We start from the raw sequence: 24,976 nt of genomic DNA, 5'->3' as shown, positions 1-24,976 counted from the left end.
TCATGGGTATCCTTGTTGCCATCGCGTTCACACTGATTATTGCCAGTATGGCGTGCGCACTCTATTTCATGATGCGCGACCGCGGCACCACCAAACGGATGGTGTGGTCGCTCGCGACGCGCGTTGGCTTATCCATCTCACTGTTCCTGTTCATCCTATTCGCGCACTGGATGGGTTGGATAGAGTCGACCGGCATTCCGTACGGACGATAAATGTCGTCGCTTCCCGCAAAATGCAAAACGCCGCCTTGAAGAAGGGCGGCGTTTTGTCACAGTGAATATCACAACCAGTAAACAACCACATACAGTCCAAGCCAGACGACGTCAACGAAGTGCCAATACCATGCGGCGCCTTCAAACGCGAAGTGATGATCGGGCTTGAAGTGTCCACGGATCAGTCGCACCAGCACAACGGCCAGCATCAACGCGCCCATCGTCACGTGAAAACCGTGAAACCCAGTCAACAAAAAGAACGTCGAGCCGTAGACACCGGAGGTCAACTTCAGGTTCAGTTCGTTGTACGCGTGAAAATACTCATATCCCTGCATGAATAGGAAAATCACGCCGAGCAACACCGTCGCGGCCAGCCACACAATCGCCTTGTTACGATGATCGTCGCGCAACGCATGGTGCGCAACCGTTAGCGTCGCGCCCGACGTTAGCAGCAATGCGGTATTGATCGTCGGAATGGGCCACGGCTGCATCGACTTGAAATGCGCGACCAGATTGGACGGGCCGTTGTTCGGCCACACTGCGGCAAAGTCAGGCCATATCAACTTCGCATCGAGATTACCCAGGTCGTGCAACGCGAACTGCCGCGCATAAAACAACGCGCCAAAGAACGCGCCAAAGAACATCACTTCGGAGAAGATAAACCAGCTCATGCTCCACCGATACGACGTATCGACGCGCTTGCCGTACATCCCGATCTCGGACTCACCGATCGAATCGCCGAACCAGTGCCACAGCACAAATAACAACCACGCGAGACCGAGTGCAAACGTGAGTGGCGCGAGCGACACGCCGTTAATCCAGCCGGCGAGCGAGCCAAGCATGACCAGCAAGCCCGCTGCCGCGGCGATCGGATGCTGCGACGGATTGGGTATGAAGTAATACGGGCTCTCGTTTTGTCCGCTCATTGTTGATTCTCCACTTCAGTCCAGTTCTTTCTTGATGCAGGTCCTGTCTTGTCCACCACCGACGCCGGCTTTCGCGATTAAGAAGTCGGCTGCGTCACCCAGTGAACGACCACTAGCAGGATCCCGATGAACATCGCAGCGCAGACAACGCCCGCAACGATCACGTGCAACGGGTTCAGGCTTGCCAGATCGCGTTCATGATCTTTGCCCTTGCGTACGCCAAAAAACGACCATAGCACCGCGCGTATCGATTGGGTGAAACGCGCGACGGCGCCCGCCTTCAAGTCCCGCGGCCGATCCGACATGACCGTCCTCCCGCTTTTCATGCGACCCGATGCTTGAGCACGACACTCATAAAGAAGACGGCAACAATCGCGATCAAAATAGCCAGCAATCGGCGGTTGGCCGCACGTTGCTCAGCTGGCGTTCGTCTTTTTTGTGAATCCGTTCGCACCATTTTGCGGCCCCGGCGCCCGCCAGGGCCCCCCATCACAGTAACAGCATGTTCGTTTCGATTACCGTCCAATGCTCATTTAACCGTCGGCGGCGTTTCGAACGTATGGAATGGCGCCGGGCTGGGCACGGTCCACTCAAGACCCGTTGCACCATCCCATGGTTGGTCTTCCGCTTTCACGTGTTCGCCATGACCACGATACGCCGGCAATGCGACCGCCAGCAGGAAGTACACTTGTGCAAGCCCAAAACCGAATGCACCGATCGTCGCAATCTGGTTGAAATCGGTGAACTGCGCCGGATAGTCAGCGTAGCGGCGCGGCATACCGGCCAGCCCAAGGAAGTGCATCGGGAAGAACGTGATGTTGAAGAAGATCATCGACGTCCAGAAATGAATCTTTCCGCGTGTCTCGTTATACATCCAGCCGGTCCACTTCGGCGACCAGTAATACCATCCAGCAAACAGCGCGAACAGCGATCCGGCAACGAGTACATAATGGAAGTGCGCGACCACGTAATACGTGCCGTGAAGCGGGACATCGAGCGGCGCCATCGACAGGATCAATCCGGTAAAGCCGCCCATCGTGAACACAAAGATGAAGCCGATGGCGAACAGCATCGGCGCCTCAAACGAGAGCGCACCACGCCACATCGTTGCGACCCAGTTGAATACCTTGACGCCAGTGGGCACCGCAATGAGCATCGTCGCGTACATGAAAAATAGCTGGCCGGTGACTGGCATACCGGTCACGAACATGTGGTGCGCCCACACCATGAACGACAGGATCGCAATCGACGCCGTGGCATACACCATCGAGCTATAGCCGAACAGCGGCTTGCGCGAGAATGCCGGTACGACCTGCGAGATGATCCCGAACGCCGGCAAAATCATGATATAGACTTCGGGGTGACCGAAGAACCAGAAGATGTGCTGATACAGCACCGGATCACCGCCGCCGGCCGGATTGAAAAACGCCGTGCCGAAATGCCGATCAAACAGCAACATGGTGATCGCACCGGCCAGTACAGGCATCACCGCGATCAACAGAAATGCGGTGATCAGCCAGGTCCAGCAAAACATCGGCATCTTCATCAGCGTCATGCCAGGCGCGCGCATGTTCAGGATCGTCACAATGATGTTGATCGCGCCCATGATCGACGACGCACCCATGATGTGCACCGCGAAGATGCCGAGATCCATGCCCGGCCCCATTTGCACTGACAGCGGCGCATACAGCGTCCATCCCGCGGCGGTCGCGCCGCCCGGCGAGAAAAACGAGCCGACTAGCAGTACCGCGGCAACCGGCAGCAGCCAGAAGCTGAAGTTATTCATCCGCGCAAACGCCATGTCGGCCGCGCCGATTTGCAGCGGCACCATCCAGTTCGCAAAGCCGACAAACGCTGGCATGATGGCGCCGAACACCATGATCAGCCCGTGCATCGTCGTGAGCTGGTTGAAGAACTCGGGCCGCATGATCTGCAGGCCTGGTTCAAACAACTCCGCGCGAATCAGCAGCGCCATCACCCCGCCCGACAGAAACATCACGAACGAGAAAATCAGGTACAGCGTGCCAATGTCCTTGTGATTGGTCGCGAACAACCAGCGCCGCCAGCCATGCGGATGCTCGTGCGCATGGTCGTGTGCGTGATCGTGACCTGCCGCGACGTCGTGTCCGATCGTTGACATAACACTTCTCCTAAAACGAATTCCGGGGCCGAATCAACGGTTGCATGCGGGACATCAGGCGCCGTTGCCGGCTACCGCGACGGCGGGCATTTTGCCGTTGCGCGCGTCTGTGACCTGCCGTGGTTGCAATACCACACCGTTGTGGTTGTCCCACGTATTGCTCACAAACGTCATGACCGACGCAATGTCGACGTCGCTTAGCGTCGGCCCCCACGCCGGCATTTGTCCCTTTCCATTCAGCACGACGTTCAGGTGTCCGGCAATCGGGCCTTTGACGACCGGGCTGCCGTCAAGCGCCGGGAACGGCCCGGTGCCCTTGCCGGTCGGTTGGTGGCAAACCGCACAGTTGGCCGCGTACACCTTTGCACCCTGCTCCTTCAGCTCATCCATCGTATACGTTTTGTTCGGCTCGTTTGCGGACGCGCTCATTTTCTTTTGCTCGTCGGCGACCCATTTCGCATAGTCGTCCGCGCTCTTGACTTCAACGACAACCGGCATGTACGCATGCTCTTTACCGCACAGCTCGGTGCAGAAACCACGATACGTACCGACCTTTTCGGCCTTGAACCAGGTTTCGCGCGTGAAGCCGGGAATCGCGTCCTGCTTGACACCGAACGCAGGCACGTACCAAGAGTGCACAACGTCCGCGGCCGTTGTGATAATCCGAATTTTCTGGCCCACCGGCACAACGAGCGGATTGTCGACTTCCTGCAGATAGGTATCGGAAATCGGCTCCTTGCCGTTGATCATCGAGCGTGGCGTCGTCAGCGTCGACAGAAAGCTGATCCCCTCGCCCAGCCCCTTCACGTAGTCATAACCCCATTTCCATTGGTAGCCGGTGACCTTGATCGTCAAATCCGCGTTGGACGTGTCTTTCATCGCGACCACCGCCTTCGTCGCAGGCAACGCCATCAGCACGACGATCAGGAACGGCACGACGGTCCAAATAATTTCGACGGTGGTGCTTTCATGAAAGTGGGCGGGTTTGAAGCCTTTCGATTTGCGGTGCACGAGGATCGAATAGCACATCACACCAAACACGCCGACAAAGATCACCGCGCAGATGATCAACATCATCGTATGCAAGCCGTAGAGCTCCTCGGCGATCTTGGTGACGGGCGGCTGGAAATTCAGTTGGTTGACCGCCGGGCCGCCCGGCATGTCATTGACCGCCTGGGCCGTGCCTGCGACGAGCCACGTACTCGCGGCAAGCATGCCCACGAGGGCTCGCTTGATTGTTTTCATAGCTTCCTTACCCAAAATTACCATTCAGACTCGCCTTCCGCCCTGCTGCCCCAGTGCCCGCACGACGCGCTCTGCTTGAGCCACGCGCGCAACTCGCGCGCAAATTCGGCGCGATGGCCGAACGCAAGATGCCGCCCAACCGATATCAACACCCGACCCGATGCCACGGTCACATATTGTCGCGACTCGCGGCCCGGCTCGATCCGGACACAGCGCGGGTTGAACTCGAATTGCGTGACGTTGCCGGCGCTCACCCGTCGAATCAAAAGATGGTCCGGGCACAGACAAATGTATGCTACGTGCCCATCGCCTCCATATTGCGGAACCCCGGGTGACAAACTGACGCATTATAGGCGGGTTCATGGCCATCCACAAGCAACGCCAAACCGGCTCGAACCTTTGCCCGACAAGCCTCTGCGCCATTTTGACGCAGTTTGCGACAGTCATTTTCAGCAGCGATTTCCGGGATAACGAAGTACCGGTCTCGCCGCCCACGCGCGCCTGCCGATGCATCAGGAAGACGTCCTGCGCCCACCGCGCGACAGATGGCCGATCTCGTCGATGCGCACGATGCCATGGCCTTCAGGCGTCACGCGGGCCACCGCCTTCCACGCATGACCGTAGACCACCTCGAAGGTGAGCGGTATCGTGCCGTCGGGCTGCCGTTGGGCTTCCAGCGCGTCGAGCAGGCGACGATACGTGCCGCGCGAAATCAGGCCACGCGACACATCGGCGCGCGCGTCGCCGCGCCGCGCACCTTGCGGCGGCATCGCCCCCCAGCGGCGCACATCCGCCAACAACGATTGCGCAGACGAGTACGTGATGGTGAGTGTCTCCATGTCCATCACCGGAATCTCGAAGCCGCTGGCAACCAGCATGTCGCCACAGTCGTGCATATCGACGAAGTCGAGCACGTGCTGCGCCGCGCCGCCATCCGCGACCGCCCATGCGCCACGCAACTCGCGCAGCGTATCAGGACCGAGCGTGGAAAACATCAGCAGCCCGCCGGTTTTCAGTACCCGCTGCCACTCGGGAAACACCAGGTCCGGACGCGCATGCCACTGCAGCGCCAGATTTGACCATAGCAAGTCAAAGCGCTCCGGCGCAAACGGCAGCGCGCCGAAGTCGGCCTGCACCCGGTCGCGCGGTTGGGCGCGGCCCGGCGCGAGATGACGCAGTGCGGCCGGCAGCAAGCGACGCCAGCCGCCTGCTGGGGCGAGCTGCCCGCACGCCGCGTCGGCGCCGCCGCAACTCGACGAGTGCGCGGCGCCGAGCATCGCTCGCGATAGGTCCACGCCATAGACGGTGGCCTGCGCGAAGCGCACGCGCAGCGTATCGATGTCCTCGCCCGCACCGCACCCCGCGTCGAGCACCCGCGCCGGCTGCAGCTTGATGTACTGCAATCGTTCATGCATGCGCTGCGCGATCTCGCGCGGCAGGAACGCCACGTCGCAAAATTGCGCGGCACGGCGATCAAAAATCTGCCTGAGCTGGCGCAACCCGGGGGTGCGCTGCGCGCCCACATCGGTGTCTTGGTCCGCCGGGCGGTCGTGATCGGTTGGCATGAGCATAGGCTTGCGGGAAGGGCCGCAGTATACTCGTTCGACCGCCCTGAGCCAGTATCCCTTTCCATTTCTTGATGAAGCAGTCTACCCCGTTGCCCACACCAGCCCGCGACAGTATATCCGTCAACGATCACAGCAGTGGCCGACAGCAGGGCCACGGGTGGCCCGCTGCGGCGGCGGTGCGCATCGCCCACCCAGGCCGCGCCCCCGTCGCGCCGCGCACCGGCCGTGGGCAGCGCCGCTGGGTAGCCACGCTGCGCGGCTTATGTCGCAGCGCTTGGCGCACTGCATTACCAACGCAGTGCGCGCTCTGTGGCAATTTGTCGCACGATGTACTGTGCAACGCCTGCGATGAAATTTACTGGAATGAAACACGGCTGCGCTGCCCGCGCTGCGCACTGCCACTGCCACTGCCACTGCCACTGCCACTGCCACTGCCACGCAATGTTGCAACGCAATGCTCGTTTTGCGTACAGGCACGACCGGCGTTCGACGCCACCGTGACGCTTGCCGATTATGCGCCGCCGCTCGACCAGTTGGTGGCCGACTTGAAATTTCGCTCCCGTATCGAGCTTGGGCGCGATTTCGCGCGCCGGCTGGCACTCGCGTCGCAAGACCTGCCTGAGTTGCCCGACGTGTTGATCGCCGTGCCACTTTCAGCGCCGAGGCTCTCAGCGCGCGGCTACAACCAGGCTTGGGAGATCGCACGTGCGCTCGCCCGGCGCCTCGGCGTGCGCGCCGATCCGCGCGCCGTCGTGCGTGTGCGCGACACCGGGCAACAAGCGCTGCTCGGTGCAACCGCCCGGCGCGCGAACCTGGCTGGCGCATTCGCGCTGCGCAAGACGGTCCGCGGCCAACACGTGGGCATTGTCGACGACGTGATGACATCCGGGGCGACGCTCGATACGCTCGCGCGAATGCTCAAGGATGCTGGCGCGCGACGCGTCACCAATTTCGTCGCGCTGCGCACGCCGCGCGCATAATCCGCCCCGGGCGGCCACGATCACGACCGGCACTCGTCCGGCAACACCCACGCCAGCCACCTCATTGACTCATTCCATGTTCAACGTCGTTCTAGTCGAACCCGAGATTCCGCCGAACACCGGCAACATCATTCGCCTCTGCGCGAATACTGGCGCCACGCTGCACCTGGTCGAGCCGCTGGGCTTTCCACTGGACGACGCGAAGATGCGCCGCGCCGGTCTCGATTATCACGAATACGCGCAGATGCGCGTACACCGAGACTGGAACACACTGCTCGCCACAGAGCAGCCCGACCCAGCCCGGATGTTCGCATTCACGACCCGAGGCTCGTCGATGTTCGGAAACCGCGCGTTCCATCCCGGCGATTGGTTTGTATTCGGCGCCGAAACGCGAGGCCTGTGCGACACAGTGCTGCAGCACTTTGCCGCCGACCAGCGTGTACGCCTGCCGATGCGCGTCGGCAGCCGCAGCCTAAACCTGTCCAATACGGTGGCCATCGTGGTATTCGAGGCGTGGCGGCAACATGGCTTCGAGGGCGGCGCCTGAACGGCGCGATAGTCGTCGCCAGTTATCTCTTAGCGCGCGAGTTCCGCCTCGTAAAGCCGTAGCATGGCCGCATCGAAGCACGCAAAGATCACGTGCTCGAGCGCCGGAACGGCGCGCAACGTGTCAATCACGGTCGATACGGCGATCTTTACGGCCTGCGGCGCCGGAAAATGGAAAACTCCGCAACTGATTGCCGGAAACGCGATGCTGCGGCACTGGGACTCGTGCGCCAATTCCAGCACGCGGCGGTAGCAACCGGCCAGCAAGTCGGGTTCACCGTGCTCGCCGTCGTGCCAGACGGGGCCAACCGCGTGGATCACATACCGCGCCGGCAACCGGTACGCGCCAGTGATCCTGGCATCGCCGGTGCGGCAGCCGCCGAGTGCCCGGCACGCCTCAAGCAACTCAGGACCGGCCGCGCGGTGAATCGCGCCATCGACCCCGCCCCCACCGTGCAGTGACGTATTAGCCGCGTTGACGATCGCGTCAACCTTTAGGGTCGTGATATCGGCTTGCCGCGCTCGAAGCACACAACCGCCGATCAACAGTTGGGCTGACTGCATGATGACCTCCTACATGCCGTGCCCGGCAAACGAACACCTCGACTCGACCGCCCCCGTTCAGTTCGTCTCGGCCTTCACATCCCGCCGCAACAGCGCACCGACTGCGGCGCGGGGCGCCACGCCGTCAAACAGCACGCCGCAGACGGCTTCGGTAATCGGCATCTCGATTCCATGCTGACGCGCAATGGCCAATACCGCGCGCGCGCATCGCACCCCTTCGGCGACATGCCCCAACGCGGCCAAGATCTCATCCAGCGCGCGTCCAGCCGCCAGTTGGAAACCCACGGTGCGGTTGCGCGACAGATCGCCGGTCGCGGTCAGGATCAGATCACCCAACCCGGTCAGACCGGTAAAGGTATCGTACCGTCCACCGAGCGCGACGCCGAATCGCGTCATTTCCGCCAGCCCGCGCGTGATCAGCGCAGCACGTGCGTTCAGGCCGAGCCCGAGCCCGTCGGCAATGCCGGTGGCGACTGCCAGCACGTTCTTGACCGCACCGCCCACTTCGACGCCGACGACATCGTCTCCAGTATAGACGCGCATCGAGCCATGATGGAATGCATCGACGGTGCGCCGCCGGCATTCGGCGCTCGCGCTGGCGACGGTCAACGCGACAGGCAGGCCCTGGGCCACTTCCCGCGCGAAGCTCGGGCCAGACAGCGCGCCGCAACTCGGGTGCGCGCCTAGCACATCGGCAACGAGCTGATGCGGCAAATGCATCGTGCCCACATCGAAGCCCTTACACAACCAAACAAGGTGTGACGGCACGTGGCCCGCATTGCGCATCGCGGTGCAGGCGTCGGCCAGCCCCGCGACCGGTGTGCCAAGCACGCACAGCGCATCGTCCGCAAGCGCATGTTGCAGCGCGCTCCCCAGGTCGGACTCGTAGCGCAGCGCGGGGTCCAACGCAATGCCTGGCAGATAGCGGCGATTCTCGCGCGCGGCAGCAAGGTCGGCTAGGAGAGCCGGATCGCGGGCCCACAACAGCGTGTCATGGCGCTGCGCGAGGTGACTAGCCAGCGCAGTGCCCCACGCACCGGCGCCGAGTACGGCAACTTTCATTTCCGGTACCTCGCATCAGCAACCTCGTTGCAGTCCGTCCAGATACTCGGCGCCACAGCGATCGGCCGTGCGTCGATCATCTGCGCCGCGCTCAGTGCGTGGTCGCGGAGCCTTCGTTGGCCGCGCCGTTGCCTGGCTGGTTATTGACCTGCGCCAGCCGCTGCTCGTACAGCGCCTGAAAGTTGATTTCGGCCAAGTGGATCGGTGGGAAGCCGGCACGGGTGATCGCATCGGCGACGTTTGAGCGCAGGTACGGAAAAATAATCGTCGGGCAGGCGATGCCGATCAGCGGATCGATCTGCTCGTTCGGAATGTTGCGTATGTCGAAGATACCAGCTTGCTTGGCCTCGATCAGGAAGGCAACCTTGGTGGCGACCTTCGCCGTCACGGTGCCCGTCACGATCACCTCGAACACGCCGTCAGCAAGCCGCTCCGCCTTAACGTCGACTTCGACTTCAACGCCGGGCATCTCCTGCTCCAAGAAGATTGCTGGCGAATTCGGCTGCTCGAGCGACAAATCCTTTAAGTAAATGCGCTGGATGTTAAAGAACGGCTGGTTGTTCTGCTGGTCGGACATGGACTTTCCTTCGGTGAAAGGGGCGGGTGCGCCCGGCATCGAGCCGCTGCACGCCGCGCGAATGGCGCGGCCCAAGCGAGACCGGGGCGCGCGTATAACGGCTTGCCGACGCCGCGGGAGCGTCGGCAAAGGTGTCAATCAGACGAGCGTCAAACTGCCTCGAGCAGCGGCATCAGCCCGCCGGCACGGTCGAGCGCGGACAGGTCATCGTAGCCGCCGACGTGGGTCTGGCCGATAAAGACTTGCGGCACTGTACGCCGGCCGGTGCGCTCCATCATTTCCGCCCGACGTTCAGGATCGCGATCGATTAGCACTTTCTCGATGTGCTCGACACCGCGCGACTTCAACAGCCGCTCAGCCATCTGGCAATACGGACAGACCTGGGTGCTATACATGACCACCTTGTTCATTTCGCCGCTCCTTGCTTGACGACCGGCATGCCGGACTGCTGCCACGCGTTGACGCCGCCTTGCAGCATGAACACTTCCGCGTAACCGGCTTCCTTCAGCACATGCTGCGCCCTGGTCGAATGCCCGCCGTTTTGGCAGACTAGCAGCACTGGCGTGTTCTTGTTTTTGGCCACCTGCGCAACTTTACTCTTCAACTCGTCGAACGGCAGATGACGCGCCTGCGGCAAGTGGCCCTGCGCGAATTCATCGGCATCGCGCAAGTCGATGACGACCGCATTACGGCGGTTGATCAGTTGCGTGGCGTCCGCGGCGGACAGGCCGCGGTCGCGCCGCGTGATGACCGGCCACAGCAGCAGTCCTCCGGAAATGAGGGCAATGGCGATCAATACAAGGTTAGCTGGCTCGGTGAAAAATTTCACGGATGGCATTCGCACAAAGAAGACAATCCAACATTATAAAATATCCGTATGATGCGCTAACGTGCGCCGTTGGATCGGCGTGCGCCGGCGGCCTACCGCTTCCTGACTACCGTTCACATTGACATGTACAAGCTCGTCCTCATCCGCCACGGCGAATCGACGTGGAACAAGGAAAACCGCTTCACTGGCTGGGTCGACGTCGACCTCACTGACAAAGGCGCGGCCCAAGCGCGGCACGCCGGCGTGCTGCTCAAGCAGGCCGGCTACACGTTCGACATCGCGTATACGTCCGTGCTCAAGCGCGCCATCCGCACGCTGTGGCACGTGCAGGATGAAATGGATCTCATGTATATCCCCGTCGTGCACTCGTGGCGCCTGAACGAGCGGCACTACGGCGCGCTGTCCGGGCTGAACAAGGCTGAAACGGCAGCGCAGTACGGTGACGAACAGGTGCTGATATGGCGGCGCAGCTACGATACGCCACCGCCGGCGCTCGAGCCGTCCGATCCGCGCACGTCGTACAATGACCCGCGCTACGCCAAGGTGCCGCGCGAGTCGCTGCCGCTCACGGAATGCTTGAAGGACACGGTCGCGCGCGTGCTGCCGATCTGGAACGAATCGATCGCGCCGGCCATCAAGTCGGGCCGCAACGTGCTAATTGCCGCGCATGGCAACTCGATCCGCGCACTGGTCAAATACCTGGACGACATCTCGGATATCGATATCGTCGGGCTGAACATCCCGAACGGCGTGCCGCTCGTCTACGAGTTGAACGAAGCACTCAAACCCATCAAGCACTATTATCTAGGTGACGCAGCGGCGATCGCCAACGCGCAGGCCGCGGTCGCGAACCAGGGTAAGGCTGCCTAATTTTCCGAACCGTGCCGCCAGTGGCCTGTCCAACGGCGGTTATACTTGCTCTCCGATGAGCGCCCGCCGGGCGCTGCCGCGCGTCATAACACGCCACCGCAACTGTTTACTTTATGCGCAAGACTCTGAAGAACGCAGGTCTGATCGCCGCCGGCCTCGCGACCGGCATGTTCGCCACGCTCCAATTTTCGGCGTCCGCCGCGACCAGCACAACCGCGCCACTGCCGCTAGATCAGTTGCGGCTGTTCGCCGAGGTATTCGGCCAAATTAAGCACGAGTACGTCGAGCCAGTCGATGACAAGAAGCTGTTGACCGCGGCGATCAAAGGCATGGTGTCAAGCCTGGATCCGCACTCATCGTACCTGGACAAGACTGATTATCAGGAATTACAGGAACAGACCAAGGGGCGCTTCGCGGGGCTGGGCATCGAAATCTCGCAGGAGGACGGCCTGGTGAAGGTCATCTCGCCGATCGAGGATACGCCGGCGTTTCGCGCCGGCATCCGCCCGGGCGACCTGATTACGCGGGTCAACGACAAGCCGGTGCGCGGCATGACGCTGGACCGGGCGGTTAAGCAGATGCGCGGCGAGCCGGGTACGAAGGTCACGTTGACCATCTATCGCAAGAGCGACGAGCGCACGTTCCCGATCACCGTCACTCGCGCGGTGATCAAAGTCCAGAGCGTGAAGACAAAGATTGTGCAACCGGGCTATGCGTGGGTGCGAATTACAAGCTTCCAAGAGCGCACCGTGCCGGACCTGGCGGCTAAGCTCACTGATATCGCACACCAGCAACCGCAGCTCAAGGGCCTGATCCTGGACTTGCGCAACAACGGTGGTGGCCTGCTGCAAAGCGCGGTCGGCGTGGCCGGCGTATTTCTGCCGCCGGATTCGGTGGTCGTGTCGACCAATGGCCAAATCGCCGATGCCAAGCAAACCTATCGCGACACGTTCGACAACTATCGGTTGTCGACCTTCGACAGCGACCCGCTAAAGAACCTGCCCGCGATTTACAAGACGGTGCCGATGGTGGTGCTGGTCAACGCGTACTCGGCGTCGGCCTCCGAAATTGTCTCCGGCGCACTGCAGGACCAGCATCGCGCGCTGATCATGGGCAAGACCACGTTCGGCAAGGGGTCGGTGCAGACGGTGCGCCCGATGACCGCCGACACTGCACTGCGCCTGACGACCGCGTACTACTATACGCCGAGCGGCCGTTCGATCCAGAATAAGGGTATTCGTCCCGACATCCCGGTCGACCAGTTCGCGGACGGCGATCCGGACGATGCCCTGGTCACGCGCGAGGTCGATTATTCGAATCACCTGGCCAACACGCAGGACCCGAACGAGAAGGCCGAGCAGGAAAAGCGCGAGCAGAACCGGCTCGACCAATTGCGTCAGCTTGAGGAGCAGAATTCGAAGAAGACGCAGGAACAGCGCGAGAAGGAACGCAGCCGTCCACCGATCGAGTTCGGTAGCAGCGATGACTTCATGCTGCAGCAGGCGATGCACCAGCTCAAGGGCGAACCGGTGCAAGTCTCCAAGTCGCTGACCGAGCGCAAGATGGCCGAAAATAAGCCGCCCCGCTCCGCGTCCGCGCCGATCGCGGTGAAGCCCGCGCTACCTGCGGTGCCGAGTACTGACCATGTCCCGGCATTGGCGCCCGCCGGCGCGTCCGCGCCACGCTAGACACCAGGCGCGCATTGTCGGCCGACATCGCACACGCCGGCGGCGGCGTGTCGGCGGTGATGTTGCCGACACGCCGCGCATGAACTCCGACGAATGCTGCAATGAACGACGACCAACTGCTGCGCTATTCGCGCCACATCCTACTCGACGAAATCGGTATTGAGGCACAGCAGCGCTTTCTGGACGCGCACGTGTTGGTTATCGGGGCCGGCGGCCTCGGTTCGCCGGCTGCGATGTACCTCGGTGCAGCGGGCGTTGGCACGCTGACGCTGGTCGATGCCGACACCGTCGATCTGACCAACCTGCAACGACAGATTCTGCATTCGAGCGACACCATCGGACAGGCCAAGGTCGCCTCGGGACGTGCAACGCTCGCCCGCATCAATCCCGACGTACGCGTGAACGCGATCCGCGCGCGCGCGGACGATGCACTGCTGCAGCAATGGGTGCTGCACGCCGACGTCGTGCTCGATTGCAGCGACAATTTCGCGACCCGTCATGCAGTGAATCGCGCATGCGTCCGGCATCGCGTGCCGCTGGTATCCGGCGCGGCGTTGCGCTTTGACGGGCAGATCAGTACGTTCGATGCGCGCGATCCGACTTCACCCTGCTATGCGTGCGTGTTCGCGCCAGACCAGCCGTTCGATGAAGTCGCATGCTCGACGATGGGCGTGTTCTCCCCGTTGGTGGGCATCATCGGCGCGATGCAAGCGGCCGAAGCGCTGCGCGTGATCGCCGGGATCGGGCGTACGCTGGTCGGACGGCTGATGATGCTCGACGCGATGACGATGGACTGGCAGACGATGCGTATCGGCCGCCAGGCCGATTGCCTGGTGTGTGGCGTGCCGCATCGCGGCGCTGACACCGCGCCGTAGCACGCCGCCGCGTTACGCTTGCAGCAACCGGTCGAGCGCTGCCTGGATTTCTTCCGGCTCGTATGACGCCAGGACGTCCTCGACCGGCTTTTCCAGACTTTTCAATTGCGCGCGCAGCACCTCCTGCTTGACCAGCAACAACTGGCTCGGATGCATCGAGAACTCGGTCAGCCCCATCCCGAGCAGCAGCCGCGTCAGCGCCGGATCGCCGGCCATTTCCCCGCACACCGACACCGGCACGCCGGCTCGCCTGGTTTCGCGCAGTGTCATGCCGATCAGTTGCAGTACCGCGGGATGCAGCGGGTCATATAAATGCGCGACCGCATTGTCCGCGCGATCAATCGCCAATGTGTATTGAATCAGGTCGTTGGTGCCGATCGACAGGAAGTCGAGGCGCTTCAGGAACAGAGGTAGCGCGATCACGGCAGCCGGGATCTCAATCATCGCGCCGACCCGCACGTTCGGATCGTATGCCAGGCCCGCATCGTCGAGCTGGTGCTTGGCCTGCGCGATCAAGTCCAGCGTCTGGTCGATCTCGCACGCATGGGCGAGCATCGGCACGAGAATCTTCACGGGCCCAAACGCCGAGGCACGCAGGATGGCCCGCAACTGCGTGAGAAACATCTGCGGCTCAGACAAGCTCCAGCGGATCGCACGCAATCCAAGCGCCGGGTTGGGCGCTGTCTCGAATTCGTCGCGCGAATCGAGCGGTTTGTCGGCGCCAACGTCGATTGTGCGGATCGTCACCGGCAAGCCGTTCATCGTCTGCACGACGCGTCGATACGCGTCGAATTGCTGTTCCTCTTCCGGCAACTCGCCACGCGGGTTCATGAACAGAAATTCGGTGCGGAACAGCCCGACGCCGACTGCGCCGGCGTCCAGCGCGGCGCGTGCATCGTCCGGCAGCTCGATATTTGCCAGCAGATCGATCTTTGTGCCGCATACGGTCTGCGTCGGCGAAAACTTCAGCCGCTGCAGCTTGCGTTGCTCAAGCAGCTTTTCGCTTTGTCGGTATGTATACTCCTCCAGCACGATCGGCGCCGGGTCGACGATCACCACGCCACGCTCGCCATCGACGATGATCATGTCGTCCTGCCGAATTAGCGAGCTTGCGTGCTGCATGCCCACCGCCGCCGGGATGCCCAGGCTGCGCGCGACGATTGCAGTATGCGACGTGCGCCCGCCCAGGTCCGTGACAAACCCGCGAAACGTCTGCGTCTTGAATTGCAGCATGTCGGCCGGTGCAATATCGTGCGCGACCACAATCATCTCATCGATGCCGCACCGCGCGCCGTTGGCCATCACGGCGGTCGCCGGTGATCCGGCCAACGCCTTAAGCACGCGCTCGACGACCTGCTCCAGGTCTGCCTTGCGCTCGCGCAGGTACTCGTCGTCGATGTCGTCAAAGTGCTTGGCCAGGCGCTCCAGCTGCTCGGTGAGCGCCCATTCGGCGTTGTAGCGCCGCACGCGGATCAGTTCGATTACCGCCTCGACCAGCATCTCGTCGTGCAGGATCAGTGTGTGGACGTTGAGGAACGCGCCCATCTCGCTGGGCGCATCCGCCGGCAGCTCGGCTCGCAACGTATCGAGTTCGTCGTGGACAGCCTGCTGCGCCGCGACGAAGCGGGCCACCTCGGCCTCGACATGGTCGGGCTCGACTAAATAATGGGCAACGTCCAGCGCGGCAGGCGCAATCAGGTACGCGCGGCCGATCGCGATGCCTCGAGATACAGGGATTCCATGCAGCGTGAACGACACGCGCACCTCCTCTAGTTGTGTTTGGGCAATTGGGGGCATCGGACGCGCGTGGTCAACCAACCCGCGCTGGGCGCCATCATGTCTGCCCGGCCAATGTCTGACGCAGCCTCAGACCGTCACGCCCATTATAGGTTCTGCCCTGTTTGGCCGCAGCCCGCGATGCAGTATCGGGCAATGCGCCGCGATGTCGCAGTAGGGATCGCGGCACGCGTTGACACTACCTGGCCGCCAGCACCGATTGTTTGGCGTTACTGACCTTCGCCGAACTTGTCCGCGATCAGCGCGAGGATCGCATCCATCGCCGCCTGCTCGTCGGGACCCTCGGTCTCGATGGTGATCGTGCTGCCGATACCTGCCGCGAGCATCATGACCCCCATGATGCTCTTTGCGTTGATCCGTCGGCCGTTGCGCGCCATCCAGATCTCGCACCGAAAGCTGCCAGCGAGTTGCGTCAGCTTGGCCGATGCCCGTGCATGGAGCCCTAATTTATTAACGATCGTTGCTTCTTTTTGAATCATGTTCTGGTTGGGATTGAAACGATGGAAAGCCTGCATCGGGCGCACGCAGGCTCGATGCGGCACGCGCGCCTGCCGCTCAGCCCGTCGGGCCGCACGGCATACTCGTCGCGGGATCCGCGGGCAGATCGGCGCTGCACGGCGGCAACGCAGTCCCGTGGGCCGCCGACGCCATTTCGGCGCACGGCAGGCACGCCGCTGTGGCAGGCGTGCCCGGCACGACGCCGTGGATGCCCTTGGCTCCGCCTTGCAGTGCCTTGTCCGCCAACGTGTCGATCGGCAGCGTCCGATAGCACACCGCACGCACCAACATCGGCAGATTGGCACCCGCCACCACCCGCACGTGCGGCAATGCCGCCAATTGCGCCGCAATGTTGGCCGGTGTCGCCCCGAACATATCAGTCAATACCAGTGCACCATTGTGCTCGGTCACCTGCTGTAGCTGCGCGTGCGCGTCGGCCAGCGCCGCGACCGGATCGCAGTCCGGTGTCACGTCCAGCACGCCGATGCGCGGTGGCAAACTGCCGTAGAAATGCGCGACACAATCGCGCAACGCCGATGCCAGTGGCACGTGGGCAATGATCAAGATGCCAGCCATGTCAGCCTGCGTCAAAATCGCCATGAACTTCAATAGTTTATCAGGCTGGCGCAGATCGTCTCGGTCCCGTGTCAGCCAACCGCGCGCTCTAGCGCGTCGACGAACATCGACGCGACATTGAACCCCGTTTGCTCGGTGATCTCGCGAAAACATGTCGGGCTCGTCACGTTGACCTCCGTGAGCCAATCGCCGATCACATCCAAGCCCACTAGCAGCAGGCCGCGCTCGGCCAGCACCGGGCCGAGCGCGGCGGCAATCTCGCGGTCATGCGGCGCCAGCGGCTGCGCGCAGCCTACCCCACCAGCGGCCAGGTTGCCGCGGATCTCGGTGCCCTGCGGGATCCGCGCCAGCGAATAAGGTACCGGCTCCCCGCCAATCAACAGGATCCGCTTGTCGCCGTCCTTAATCTGCGGGATATACCGCTGCGCCATCACGGTGCGCGCGCCATGGTCGCTGAGCATCTCGATTGTCGAGCCCAGGTTCATGCCGTCCTCGCGTATCCGGAACACGCCCGTGCCACCCATGCCATCCAATGGCTTGAAGATCACGTCGCGGTGCTCGCCGTGGAATGCCCGCAGCCGTGCCGCGTCGCGCGTGACTAGTGTGGGCGCGGTGAACCGCGCGAACTCGCCGATCGCCATCTTCTCGGAGTGGTCGCGGATCGCTCGCGGCTTGTTGAAAATGCGCGCGCCGTGCTGCTCGGCGATCTCCAACAGCCAGGTCGATGTCACATACTCCATGTCGAACGGCGGGTCCTTGCGCATCAACACCGCACCGAATGTGCCCAGGCCGCGATTCTCCGGGAGTTCCGCGTCGTACCACTGACCCGGGTTCGTGTGATCGCCAACAATCGAGAAACGCCGTACCGTGGCCTCGACGCCGCCGCCCGCATACGCGAGGTGCCGCGGCTCACACGCATAAAGCGCATGGCCGCGGCGCGCGGCCTCCGTCATCATCGCGTACGTCGTGTCCTTATAGATCTTGAACTGCGACAACGGGTCGGCAATAAAGAGAATGTCCATTGGGTCGTTCCGGCGCAAAGCGGCTATCCAGCGTGCATTATCGCGCAGTGGAAGCCCGCGTGCGCCAGCGGGTCACACCAGGATCGCCTCGGGATCGGTCTTCTCCAATTCGACCGATGCAGCCAGCAGTGCCAGGCGAGCAACAACACCGTACATATAGAAGCGATTGGGCGGCGCGGCACCGGGCTTGGCGTGCACGTCCGGCAGCGCCGTATGCTCAAAGGCCAGCGGCACGAAGTGCATGCCCGGCGCGTTCAGGTTCTGATTCGGCGCACGACCCGCATGGACGCGGTAGAAGCCGCCGACCACGTAGCGATCGATCATATAGACGACCGGCTCGGCCACCGCCTCGTTCACGTGCTCGAACGTCTGCACGCCTTCCTGGACAATGACGTCGTGCACCTGCAGCCCTTCCTTGACGACCGCCATCCGGTTGCGCTCTCGCTTGTTCAACCCGGCAAGCTCCGATGCGTCGTGCACGGTCAGCAAGCCCATCCCATAGGTGCCAGCATCGGCCTTGATCACCACGTACGGCCGATCCTTGATCCCGTACTCGCGGTACTTCTTCGCTACCTTCTTCAGCACCGCATCGACCGCGTCGGCCAGCGCCTCGTCATGCAAGCGCTCGGTGAAATCGATGTCCGACACGCGAGTGAAGTATGGATTAAGCATCCACGGGTCGACGCCAATGAACTTGGAGAACTTCTTAGCCACCTCATCGTAGCAGCCGAAGTGGTTCGATTTGCGCCGCACCGCCCATCCGGCATGCAGCGGCGGCAGCAGAAACTGCTCGTGCAGGTTCTCCAGCACAGGCGGGACCCCAGCCGACAAGTCGTTGTTCAACAAGATCGAGCAGGGATCGAAGTTCTTCAGCCCGAGACGGCGTGCCGAGCGCTCCAGCGGCTCGACCACCAGAGCCTGACCGTCAGGCAACGGCAGCGTAACAGGCTCGGTGACGGTTTCGTCCAGCGTGCCCAGCCGCACGTTCAGACCCGCTTGGCGCATAATCGTGACGAGCCGCGCCAGGTTGTCCAGGTAGAACGCGTTGCGCGTATGGCGCTCCGGGATCAGCAGCAGATTCTTCGCGTCCGGGCAGATCTTCTCGATGGCCGCCATCGCGGCTTGCACGGCGAGTGGCAGCACTTCGAGGGGCAGGTTGTTGAAACCGCCCGGAAACAGGTTCGTATCGACCGGCGCAAGCTTGAAGCCGGCATTGCGCAGGTCCACCGAGCAATAGAACGGTGGCGTGTGCTCCTGCCATTCGAGGCGGAACCAGCGCTCAATCGCGGGCGTGGCGTCCAGAATCCGCCGCTCCAAGTCGAGCAGTGGACCATTGAGCGCGGTGACGAGGTGCGGAACCATAGAAACTCGAGGCTTACAGGCTCAAAAAAGCAATTGTAGAGGGTTGCTTCTTCCAAATGGGGGTGTTTTGCCTCGTTGCAAGGTCCGCGTCAGCATCGCCGCGCACCGCCCCTACCCGCTCTGACGGCAGAGTGGCTACCATTCGATGCGGCCCGAGTTACCACTCGATGTAGTTTAATACCGCTCGACGCCGCTCAAATACTACTCAATACAGCGCCAATACTGCTCGATACGGCTGAAGTTCATGGCTGACGTTCAATGGCGGGAACCGGATATAAAAAACCCCGCTTCGCGGCGGGTCAAACGCTGTGCCGCTTCTCACTATTGCGCGATTGGCCCGCCACGGCGTGCCTGCTGCCCGCCGGGCACGCCACAGGTTCATTCGACATGCTCGCCGTGAAGCACCACATCCAGTCCCTCACGTTCTTCCTCCTCGGTCACGCGCAGGCCGATGACCGCGTCGATGATCTTAAGCAGGACGAACGACACGAGGCCGCTGTAGATCAGCGTGGTGACCACGCCCTTAAGCTGCAGGATCACGCTACCGTCGGCGCCGCCGATATCCTTAAGCGCGAACACGCCGGTGAGAACCGCACCAATGATTCCGCCAACGCCGTGTACGCCGAATGCATCGAGCGAATCGTCATAGCCAAGCTTGTTCTTGAGCCATGTCGCCGACAGAAAGCACAGCACGCCGGCCACGATGCCGATGCTCAGCGCGCCCGATACGCCGACGAAGCCGGATGCGGGTGTCACCGCGACCAGACCTGCCACCGCACCGGATGCAATGCCCAACACGGACGGCTTGCCTTTGCCAATCCATTCCGTGAACATCCACGCGAGCGCCGCGGCGGCCGTGGCGACCTGCGTGGTTACCATCGCGAAACCGGCGCGACCGTCGGCGGCGAGCGCCGAGCCCGCGTTGAAGCCAAACCAGCCCACCCACAACATCGCCGTACCGACCAGCGTCAGCACTAGATTGTGCGGCGCCATCGCCTCGCGGCCGTAGCCGACGCGCTTGCCCAACACCAGCGCGCAGACCAACCCGGCAATACCTGCGTTGATATGCACAACCGTGCCGCCGGCAAAGTCAAGGATGCCTGCTGCGGACAGCCAGCCGGTCGGCTCCCACACCATATGCGCAATCGGCGGGTACACCAAGATCGACCACAGGGCCATGAACACCAGCATCGCCGAAAATTTCATCCGGTCCGCGAACGCACCACAGATCAATGCCGGCGTGATGATCGCAAAAGTCATCTGGTAGATCATGTAGACTGATTCGGGGATCGTCGGGGCCAGATGACTCACTGTCAGCGTGACGCCCTTGTCACCCTTGACAAAGCTCATGCCCGACAGCAGCACGCGTGAGAACCCGCCGATGAACGCGTTACCGGGCGTGAAGGCCAAGCTGTAGCCGAGCACCACCCAGATGATCGTCACCAGACAGGTGATCGCAAAGCTCTGCATTAGGGTCGCCAATACGTTTTTCTTGCGCACCATACCGCCGTAGAACAACGCGAGCCCTGGGATCGTCATGAACAGCACGAGTGCCGTGGAGATCAGCATCCATGCGGTGTCGCCAGAGTTGATCTTTGATGCGTCAAGCACCACCGGTGCCGTCGGTACGGCAGGCGCGCTGGCCGCCTGTTCGGCGCTGGCGCCCATGGCTGGCGCGGCACTCGGCGCTTCAGCCTCGGCCGCCACCGGGGTCGGGGCCGGCCCCGCACTGGCGGCATGGGCCGTATCCGTCGCGCTCGACTCGGGCGCGGACGCTGCAACGGCACCCGGCGCGCCGTCGGCCAACGCCGGCGCCGAGAGCCCGATGCCAGCCGCCAACAGCAATACGACTATCAGGAACGTCCTCAAAATCTTACGCATAGTGATTTCTCTTGTTCCTTGCCCTTCATTCGAATTCGTTTGCAGACGCTGCGCGGCCCCGACACTTTGCGTCAAAGCGCGTCGGCACCCGTCTCCCCAGTACGAATGCGGATCACCTGCTCGATCGGCGTGACAAAAATCTTGCCGTCGCCGATCTTGCCGGTACGCGCCGCACACTCGATCACCTCGATCGCCTGCTCGACGACGTCCTCGGCCACGGCGGCCTCGATCTTGACTTTAGGCAGAAAGTCAACGACATACTCGGCGCCGCGATACAGCTCGGTATGCCCCTTTTGGCGACCAAAGCCCTTGACCTCGGTCACCGTCATACCCGAGACGCCGATCGCCGACAGTGCCTCACGTGCTTCATCCAGCTTGAACGGCTTGATGATTGCGGTAATGAGTTTCATGGAATCCTCTTGGTGGCTGACCTCTTGCGCTGGGGCCACTTAAAGCAATGATCATGCCGTATGCTGCGCCCACGGACTGCAAGTGGTTTGAAAGTGTCAACGTGGTACGTCGCGGACACTGCGCCCAGCAGGGCTCGACCGGATGGTCAACGCCGCACTCACCGTGACAACGCGGCGTGTCGGACGTGCTAGAGTCTTTCCATCGGCTGCGCGACCGGGATGGCACGCAGCCAAACCGCCCGCGGTGAGCTGCGCCAAAAACAGGCGACTGGTCGATTTTGCACCAAAATCGTGCATTTGTGCGACAAAACGCGCCGTGCATCACATCGCGCCGCGATGGCGGCAATCAGAGGTAATGCACGGGCTTTATGCCACTTTTAGATTGAGGAATAGTGATGAAACAGCCAAACGACGTGTTCAACGATTTGCAGACCCGCTTCAGCGAAATGCTGAAAAACTCGCCGGCGAAGGATGTCGAGCGCAACGTCAAGGCGATGCTGTCGCAAGGCTTCTCCAAACTGGACCTGGTCACGCGCGAGGAATTCGACACCCAGGCCCAGGTGCTAGCCCGCACCCGGCTCAGGCTCGAGGAACTGGAGCGGCGTGTGGCCGAGCTCGAGCAGAGGCTGTCCGCGCGCGTGGACAGCGTGTAGGCGCGCAAGCTCCGGGACATTCCGATCGGCGGCGACATGCCGCAAGGAAGAGCCATGTCGCTAGCCGTGGTCCGCAGCCGCGCGCCGTTGCACGCGCTCGCGCCCGAAGTCACTGTCGAAGTCCATTTGGCGAACGGCCTGCCGTCGTTTGCGATCGTCGGGCTGCCTGACCTGGAAGTGCGTGAGAGCCGGGAGCGGGTGCGGGCCGCATTGGCCCATTGCGGTTTCGACGTGCCCGTGCGGCGAATCACCGTCAATCTGGCCCCGGCGGACTTACCGAAGGAATCCGGGCGCTTCGATTTGCCGATCGCACTGGGCATCCTGGCCGCGAGCGGGCAATTGCCGTGCAATGCACTGACCGGCCGCGAATTCGCCGGCGAATTATCGCTCAGCGGCACGCTGCGGCCGGTCCGGGGTGCGTTCGCGATGGCGTGCGGCACCGCGAGACAGGCTGGGCCCGACGCGGCGTACCCGGAACTGTACGTGCCGTTGGACAATGCGGCGGAAGCCGCGCTGGCGCCAGGCGTGGCCGTGTACGGAGCTGCCGACCTGGCCACGCTCGTCGCGCATCTGAAAGGCGAGCCCGAGGCTCGCATCGAGCGCGCGCAGCCGAGCGGCGTCGCCCTACCCGCACAACCCGCACCGGATATGGCTGATGTGATCGGCCAACCTGCCGCGCGCCGGGCGCTGGAGATCGCTGCCGCCGGCTCGCATCACATGTTGATGGTGGGACCGCCCGGCGCCGGCAAGTCGATGCTGGCGCAACGTCTGCCGGGCATACTGCCACCGATGTCGGACGACGACGCACTGGCCTGTGCAATGCTGCGGTCCGCCAGCGGCCGTGGCTTCACGGCGGCAGACTGGCGGCGCCGTCCGTTTCGCGCGCCGCATCATAGTGCGAGCGCCGCCGCGCTGGTCGGCGGCTACAACCCGCCACGGCCCGGCGAAATCACACTAGCGCACCTGGGCGTACTGTTCCTCGATGAGCTGCCCGAGTTCAGCCGCGCGGTGCTGGAGACCCTTCGCGAGCCGCTCGAAACGGGCAAGATCACGATTTCTCGGGCAGCTGCGCAAACCGACTTTCCCGCCGCATGTCAACTGGTTGCCGCGATGAACCCGTGCCCTTGCGGCTTGCGCGGCGATCCGCTAGGACGGTGCCGATGCACGCCCGATCAGATCGCCCGCTATGTCGGCAGGCTGTCTGGACCACTGCTCGATCGGATCGACATCGTCATCGACGTGCCTTCGCTGTCGGCCGCCGAGCTTGCCCGCCGCACCGGCGCGCGCGGCGAAGCGAGCCACGTGATCGCGGCGCGTGTGCGGCGCGCGCGCGAACGTCAATTGGCACGCCAGCATAAGGCCAATTGCGCGTTGAATGCTGAGGACCTCAACCGCTGGTGCCCACTCGATCCGCGCAGCGAAGCGTTACTGCAAATCTGCGGCGAGCGCCTGGGGTGGTCGGGGCGTGCCTTCGACAAGGTACGCCGCGTTGCGCGCACCATCGCCGACCTTGATCTGAGCGATGACGTACTCGCTGTCCACGTCGGCGAGGCGGTGCAATACCGGCGCGCGTCGATCACGGTCTGATCCTGGCCGCGACTCACAACCGCACGCCGGTCGCATGCGAGCACATAGCCCGCCCGGGCGCACCGGCATGTGAGAATTCAGCCCGAAAGCCAACCTTCGGAAGAAAACAACCCTTGACTTATGCACACCTGTTTTGATAGCGGCACCGCTTCTGGGCCGAATCCGGCAGATCTCCGACGGTTTACCGCAACTCCATGAAAATAAAAGAAATGCATGAACTGCCTGACATCACATTACCCCCTCTACACGTGACGTCACAGCGTGCTCCCGAGCCGCGACCCGGGTACTTTTCAACAAAGTTATCCACAGTGTATGTGGACAGCTTTAAAAACCAATAAGAATCGTGTGGTTAGTGTCCATAGCTCATTTGAAAAATGAACATAGGTGCGCAGCGCAACCACAAGGTTGCTCCAGATATTGAAAAAATAGAGCCTCAATCCGCCTTCAACGACGCAAAAAACTGTTCCAACTGCACTGGGTCGAGCTCACGCCTGGACACGACCGCAGCCTGGTACACGTGTCGATCACGCGCAACAAACTGCGCGTGGATCACGCGCTGCTCCTGTGTTTGCATATGGGCTACCGGACCGGCCACATCCATCGCGATGCGCGTTTCACCCCCGGCGTCATGGCTGCCCGGACTCCGGACCACGTACAACATGGGCTGCGCCCCGACGTTGCGCGCCAGACCGTTTTGCAGGTACGTGAGCACTTGCGCACGAAGCGCGGGATCGTCGGCGGGAAGCGTCACGGCCCCAACGGCGAACATCGCGTCGCCGACCGTCGCCGTTTGCATTTGCATCTTCAGCGTGTGCCCGGCGATCGTAAGCACTCGCTCGTCAAGCAACGGCTTGGCCGGCAGCATCACCGTATAGTGGCCCTCGTCGTTGCGCACCGTGCGCCAGTCAAATTGTGGCGAACAGGCGACTATCAGCAGAGAAATAACCCATATCATCCAGCATAAACGTCGGTTTAACATTGGACCAGCCCCCGTCGCGCAGCCACGGCTGGAGATCGACGCGGCATAACGCAAAAAAACGACAATTATCGCCGACGCGCCGATCAGGCCACAGCGGGCACGCACGCCTCACGGGTACCGCGAATCAGC

The 24,976-nt window shown here is 62.4% G+C and carries 26 protein-coding genes and 1 pseudogene; 8 read left to right on the top strand and 19 right to left on the bottom strand.

Translation table 11 applies throughout. The features are described from left to right. Positions 1-2 precede the first annotated feature (2 nt). On the top strand, positions 3-212 hold the full coding sequence (locus tag RA167_RS01630) for a twin transmembrane helix small protein (protein ID WP_076786020.1): 210 nt from the start codon (positions 3-5) through the stop codon (positions 210-212). 68 nt (positions 213-280) lie between these two features. Here the strand turns inward: RA167_RS01630 and RA167_RS01625 are convergent, their stop codons facing one another. From RA167_RS01625 to RA167_RS01600, 6 genes and pseudogenes are all read right to left on the bottom strand, one after another. Continuing rightward, the gene (locus RA167_RS01625) at positions 281-1,138 is read right to left on the bottom strand and encodes a cytochrome c oxidase subunit 3 (RefSeq protein ID WP_076786019.1); all 858 of its coding nucleotides are present in this window, start codon (positions 1,136-1,138) and stop codon (positions 281-283) included. A gap of 77 nt (positions 1,139-1,215) precedes the next feature. Beyond that, positions 1,216-1,443, bottom strand: coding sequence for a DUF2970 domain-containing protein (locus RA167_RS01620; RefSeq protein WP_076786018.1), 228 nt, complete (start codon positions 1,441-1,443; stop codon positions 1,216-1,218). Between the two features lie 224 nt (positions 1,444-1,667). Then, positions 1,668-3,278, bottom strand: a complete 1,611-nt coding sequence (ctaD, locus tag RA167_RS01615) for a cytochrome c oxidase subunit I (protein ID WP_076786017.1) — start codon at positions 3,276-3,278, stop codon at positions 1,668-1,670. Positions 3,279-3,338: 60 nt separating this feature from the next. Beyond that, positions 3,339-4,547: pseudogene (gene coxB / locus RA167_RS01610) on the bottom strand (cytochrome c oxidase subunit II); the annotation flags it as partial. After that, positions 4,541-4,861 carry a DUF2244 domain-containing protein gene (locus RA167_RS01605; protein ID WP_255710792.1) on the bottom strand — a complete coding sequence of 107 codons (321 nt, stop codon included), beginning with the start codon at positions 4,859-4,861 and terminating at the stop codon, positions 4,541-4,543. The gene RA167_RS01605 and the pseudogene coxB, both read right to left, overlap by 7 nt. A 174-nt stretch (positions 4,862-5,035) precedes the next feature. Further along, entirely contained in the window at positions 5,036-6,094 is a 1,059-nt protein-coding gene (locus RA167_RS01600; protein WP_370643023.1) for a methyltransferase domain-containing protein, read from the bottom strand. 68 nt (positions 6,095-6,162) lie between these two features. Between RA167_RS01600 and RA167_RS01595 the strand changes: the two genes are divergently transcribed. Both RA167_RS01595 and trmL read left to right on the top strand, forming a co-directional pair. Beyond that, on the top strand, positions 6,163-7,071 hold the full coding sequence (locus RA167_RS01595) for a ComF family protein (protein WP_083706021.1): 909 nt from the start codon (positions 6,163-6,165) through the stop codon (positions 7,069-7,071). 76 nt (positions 7,072-7,147) lie between these two features. Beyond that, the gene (trmL, locus tag RA167_RS01590) at positions 7,148-7,618 is read left to right on the top strand and encodes a tRNA (uridine(34)/cytosine(34)/5-carboxymethylaminomethyluridine(34)-2'-O)-methyltransferase TrmL (protein WP_076786015.1); all 471 of its coding nucleotides are present in this window, start codon (positions 7,148-7,150) and stop codon (positions 7,616-7,618) included. Between the two features lie 29 nt (positions 7,619-7,647). Here trmL and RA167_RS01585 read toward each other — a convergent pair whose 3' ends face one another. From RA167_RS01585 to RA167_RS01565, 5 genes are all read right to left on the bottom strand, one after another. Next, positions 7,648-8,181 carry an O-acetyl-ADP-ribose deacetylase gene (locus RA167_RS01585; RefSeq protein ID WP_076786014.1) on the bottom strand — a complete coding sequence of 178 codons (534 nt, stop codon included), beginning with the start codon at positions 8,179-8,181 and terminating at the stop codon, positions 7,648-7,650. 57 nt (positions 8,182-8,238) lie between these two features. Further along, positions 8,239-9,243, bottom strand: coding sequence for an NAD(P)H-dependent glycerol-3-phosphate dehydrogenase (locus tag RA167_RS01580; RefSeq protein WP_076786013.1), 1,005 nt, complete (start codon positions 9,241-9,243; stop codon positions 8,239-8,241). Between the two features lie 91 nt (positions 9,244-9,334). Further along, on the bottom strand, positions 9,335-9,820 hold the full coding sequence (secB, locus tag RA167_RS01575; protein WP_076786012.1) for a protein-export chaperone SecB: 486 nt from the start codon (positions 9,818-9,820) through the stop codon (positions 9,335-9,337). Positions 9,821-9,969: 149 nt separating this feature from the next. Then, complete coding sequence (gene grxC, locus RA167_RS01570) at positions 9,970-10,230, bottom strand: glutaredoxin 3 (RefSeq protein WP_076786011.1); 261 nt, start codon at positions 10,228-10,230, stop codon at positions 9,970-9,972. Next, the gene (locus RA167_RS01565) at positions 10,227-10,649 is read right to left on the bottom strand and encodes a rhodanese-like domain-containing protein (protein WP_076787638.1); all 423 of its coding nucleotides are present in this window, start codon (positions 10,647-10,649) and stop codon (positions 10,227-10,229) included. Before RA167_RS01565 ends, grxC begins: the two co-directional genes overlap by 4 nt. A gap of 123 nt (positions 10,650-10,772) precedes the next feature. Here RA167_RS01565 and gpmA point away from each other — a divergent pair, with 123 nt between their 5' ends. The 3 genes from gpmA to RA167_RS01550 all read left to right on the top strand — a co-directional run bounded on the left by gpmA (position 10,773) and on the right by RA167_RS01550 (position 14,082). Beyond that, entirely contained in the window at positions 10,773-11,519 is a 747-nt protein-coding gene (gpmA, locus tag RA167_RS01560) for a 2,3-diphosphoglycerate-dependent phosphoglycerate mutase (protein WP_076786010.1), read from the top strand. A 113-nt stretch (positions 11,520-11,632) separates the two neighbouring features. Then, positions 11,633-13,207 (top strand): S41 family peptidase, encoded by a 1,575-nt coding sequence (locus tag RA167_RS01555; RefSeq protein ID WP_076786009.1) that lies wholly within the window; start codon positions 11,633-11,635, stop codon positions 13,205-13,207. A 101-nt stretch (positions 13,208-13,308) separates the two neighbouring features. Continuing rightward, positions 13,309-14,082 carry a HesA/MoeB/ThiF family protein gene (locus tag RA167_RS01550; protein WP_076786008.1) on the top strand — a complete coding sequence of 258 codons (774 nt, stop codon included), beginning with the start codon at positions 13,309-13,311 and terminating at the stop codon, positions 14,080-14,082. A 12-nt stretch (positions 14,083-14,094) separates the two neighbouring features. On the opposite strand, the gene ptsP is transcribed toward RA167_RS01550, so the two are convergent. The 7 genes from ptsP to RA167_RS01515 form a co-directional block, all read right to left on the bottom strand. Beyond that, entirely contained in the window at positions 14,095-15,840 is a 1,746-nt protein-coding gene (ptsP, locus tag RA167_RS01545) for a phosphoenolpyruvate--protein phosphotransferase (RefSeq protein ID WP_076787636.1), read from the bottom strand. 248 nt (positions 15,841-16,088) lie between these two features. Continuing rightward, positions 16,089-16,358 (bottom strand): HPr family phosphocarrier protein, encoded by a 270-nt coding sequence (locus tag RA167_RS01540; RefSeq protein WP_076787634.1) that lies wholly within the window; start codon positions 16,356-16,358, stop codon positions 16,089-16,091. A 76-nt stretch (positions 16,359-16,434) separates the two neighbouring features. Next, complete coding sequence (locus tag RA167_RS01535) at positions 16,435-16,953, bottom strand: PTS sugar transporter subunit IIA (protein WP_076787633.1); 519 nt, start codon at positions 16,951-16,953, stop codon at positions 16,435-16,437. A 71-nt stretch (positions 16,954-17,024) separates the two neighbouring features. Further along, positions 17,025-17,975 (bottom strand): glutathione synthase, encoded by a 951-nt coding sequence (gene gshB / locus RA167_RS01530; protein ID WP_076786007.1) that lies wholly within the window; start codon positions 17,973-17,975, stop codon positions 17,025-17,027. A gap of 72 nt (positions 17,976-18,047) precedes the next feature. Continuing rightward, positions 18,048-19,337: a glutamate--cysteine ligase gene (gene gshA, locus RA167_RS01525; RefSeq protein ID WP_076786006.1), complete on the bottom strand. Its 1,290-nt coding sequence runs from the start codon at positions 19,335-19,337 to the stop codon at positions 18,048-18,050. Between the two features lie 378 nt (positions 19,338-19,715). Beyond that, complete coding sequence (locus RA167_RS01520; RefSeq protein ID WP_076786005.1) at positions 19,716-21,218, bottom strand: ammonium transporter; 1,503 nt, start codon at positions 21,216-21,218, stop codon at positions 19,716-19,718. A gap of 71 nt (positions 21,219-21,289) precedes the next feature. Next, positions 21,290-21,628, bottom strand: a complete 339-nt coding sequence (locus tag RA167_RS01515) for a P-II family nitrogen regulator (RefSeq protein WP_076786004.1) — start codon at positions 21,626-21,628, stop codon at positions 21,290-21,292. 395 nt (positions 21,629-22,023) lie between these two features. Between RA167_RS01515 and RA167_RS01510 the strand changes: the two genes are divergently transcribed. Further along, positions 22,024-22,281: an accessory factor UbiK family protein gene (locus RA167_RS01510; RefSeq protein ID WP_076786003.1), complete on the top strand. Its 258-nt coding sequence runs from the start codon at positions 22,024-22,026 to the stop codon at positions 22,279-22,281. A 54-nt stretch (positions 22,282-22,335) separates the two neighbouring features. Beyond that, positions 22,336-23,868 carry a YifB family Mg chelatase-like AAA ATPase gene (locus RA167_RS01505; RefSeq protein WP_076786002.1) on the top strand — a complete coding sequence of 511 codons (1,533 nt, stop codon included), beginning with the start codon at positions 22,336-22,338 and terminating at the stop codon, positions 23,866-23,868. Positions 23,869-24,301: 433 nt separating this feature from the next. Here RA167_RS01505 and RA167_RS01500 read toward each other — a convergent pair whose 3' ends face one another. Further along, entirely contained in the window at positions 24,302-24,763 is a 462-nt protein-coding gene (locus RA167_RS01500) for a hypothetical protein (RefSeq protein WP_237574367.1), read from the bottom strand. Positions 24,764-24,976 lie beyond the last annotated feature (213 nt).

Origin of the sequence: Mycetohabitans endofungorum, assembly GCF_037477895.1 — a bacterium.
Classification (GTDB): domain Bacteria; phylum Pseudomonadota; class Gammaproteobacteria; order Burkholderiales; family Burkholderiaceae; genus Mycetohabitans.
This window is presented reverse-complemented; position numbering and strand designations above follow the sequence as displayed.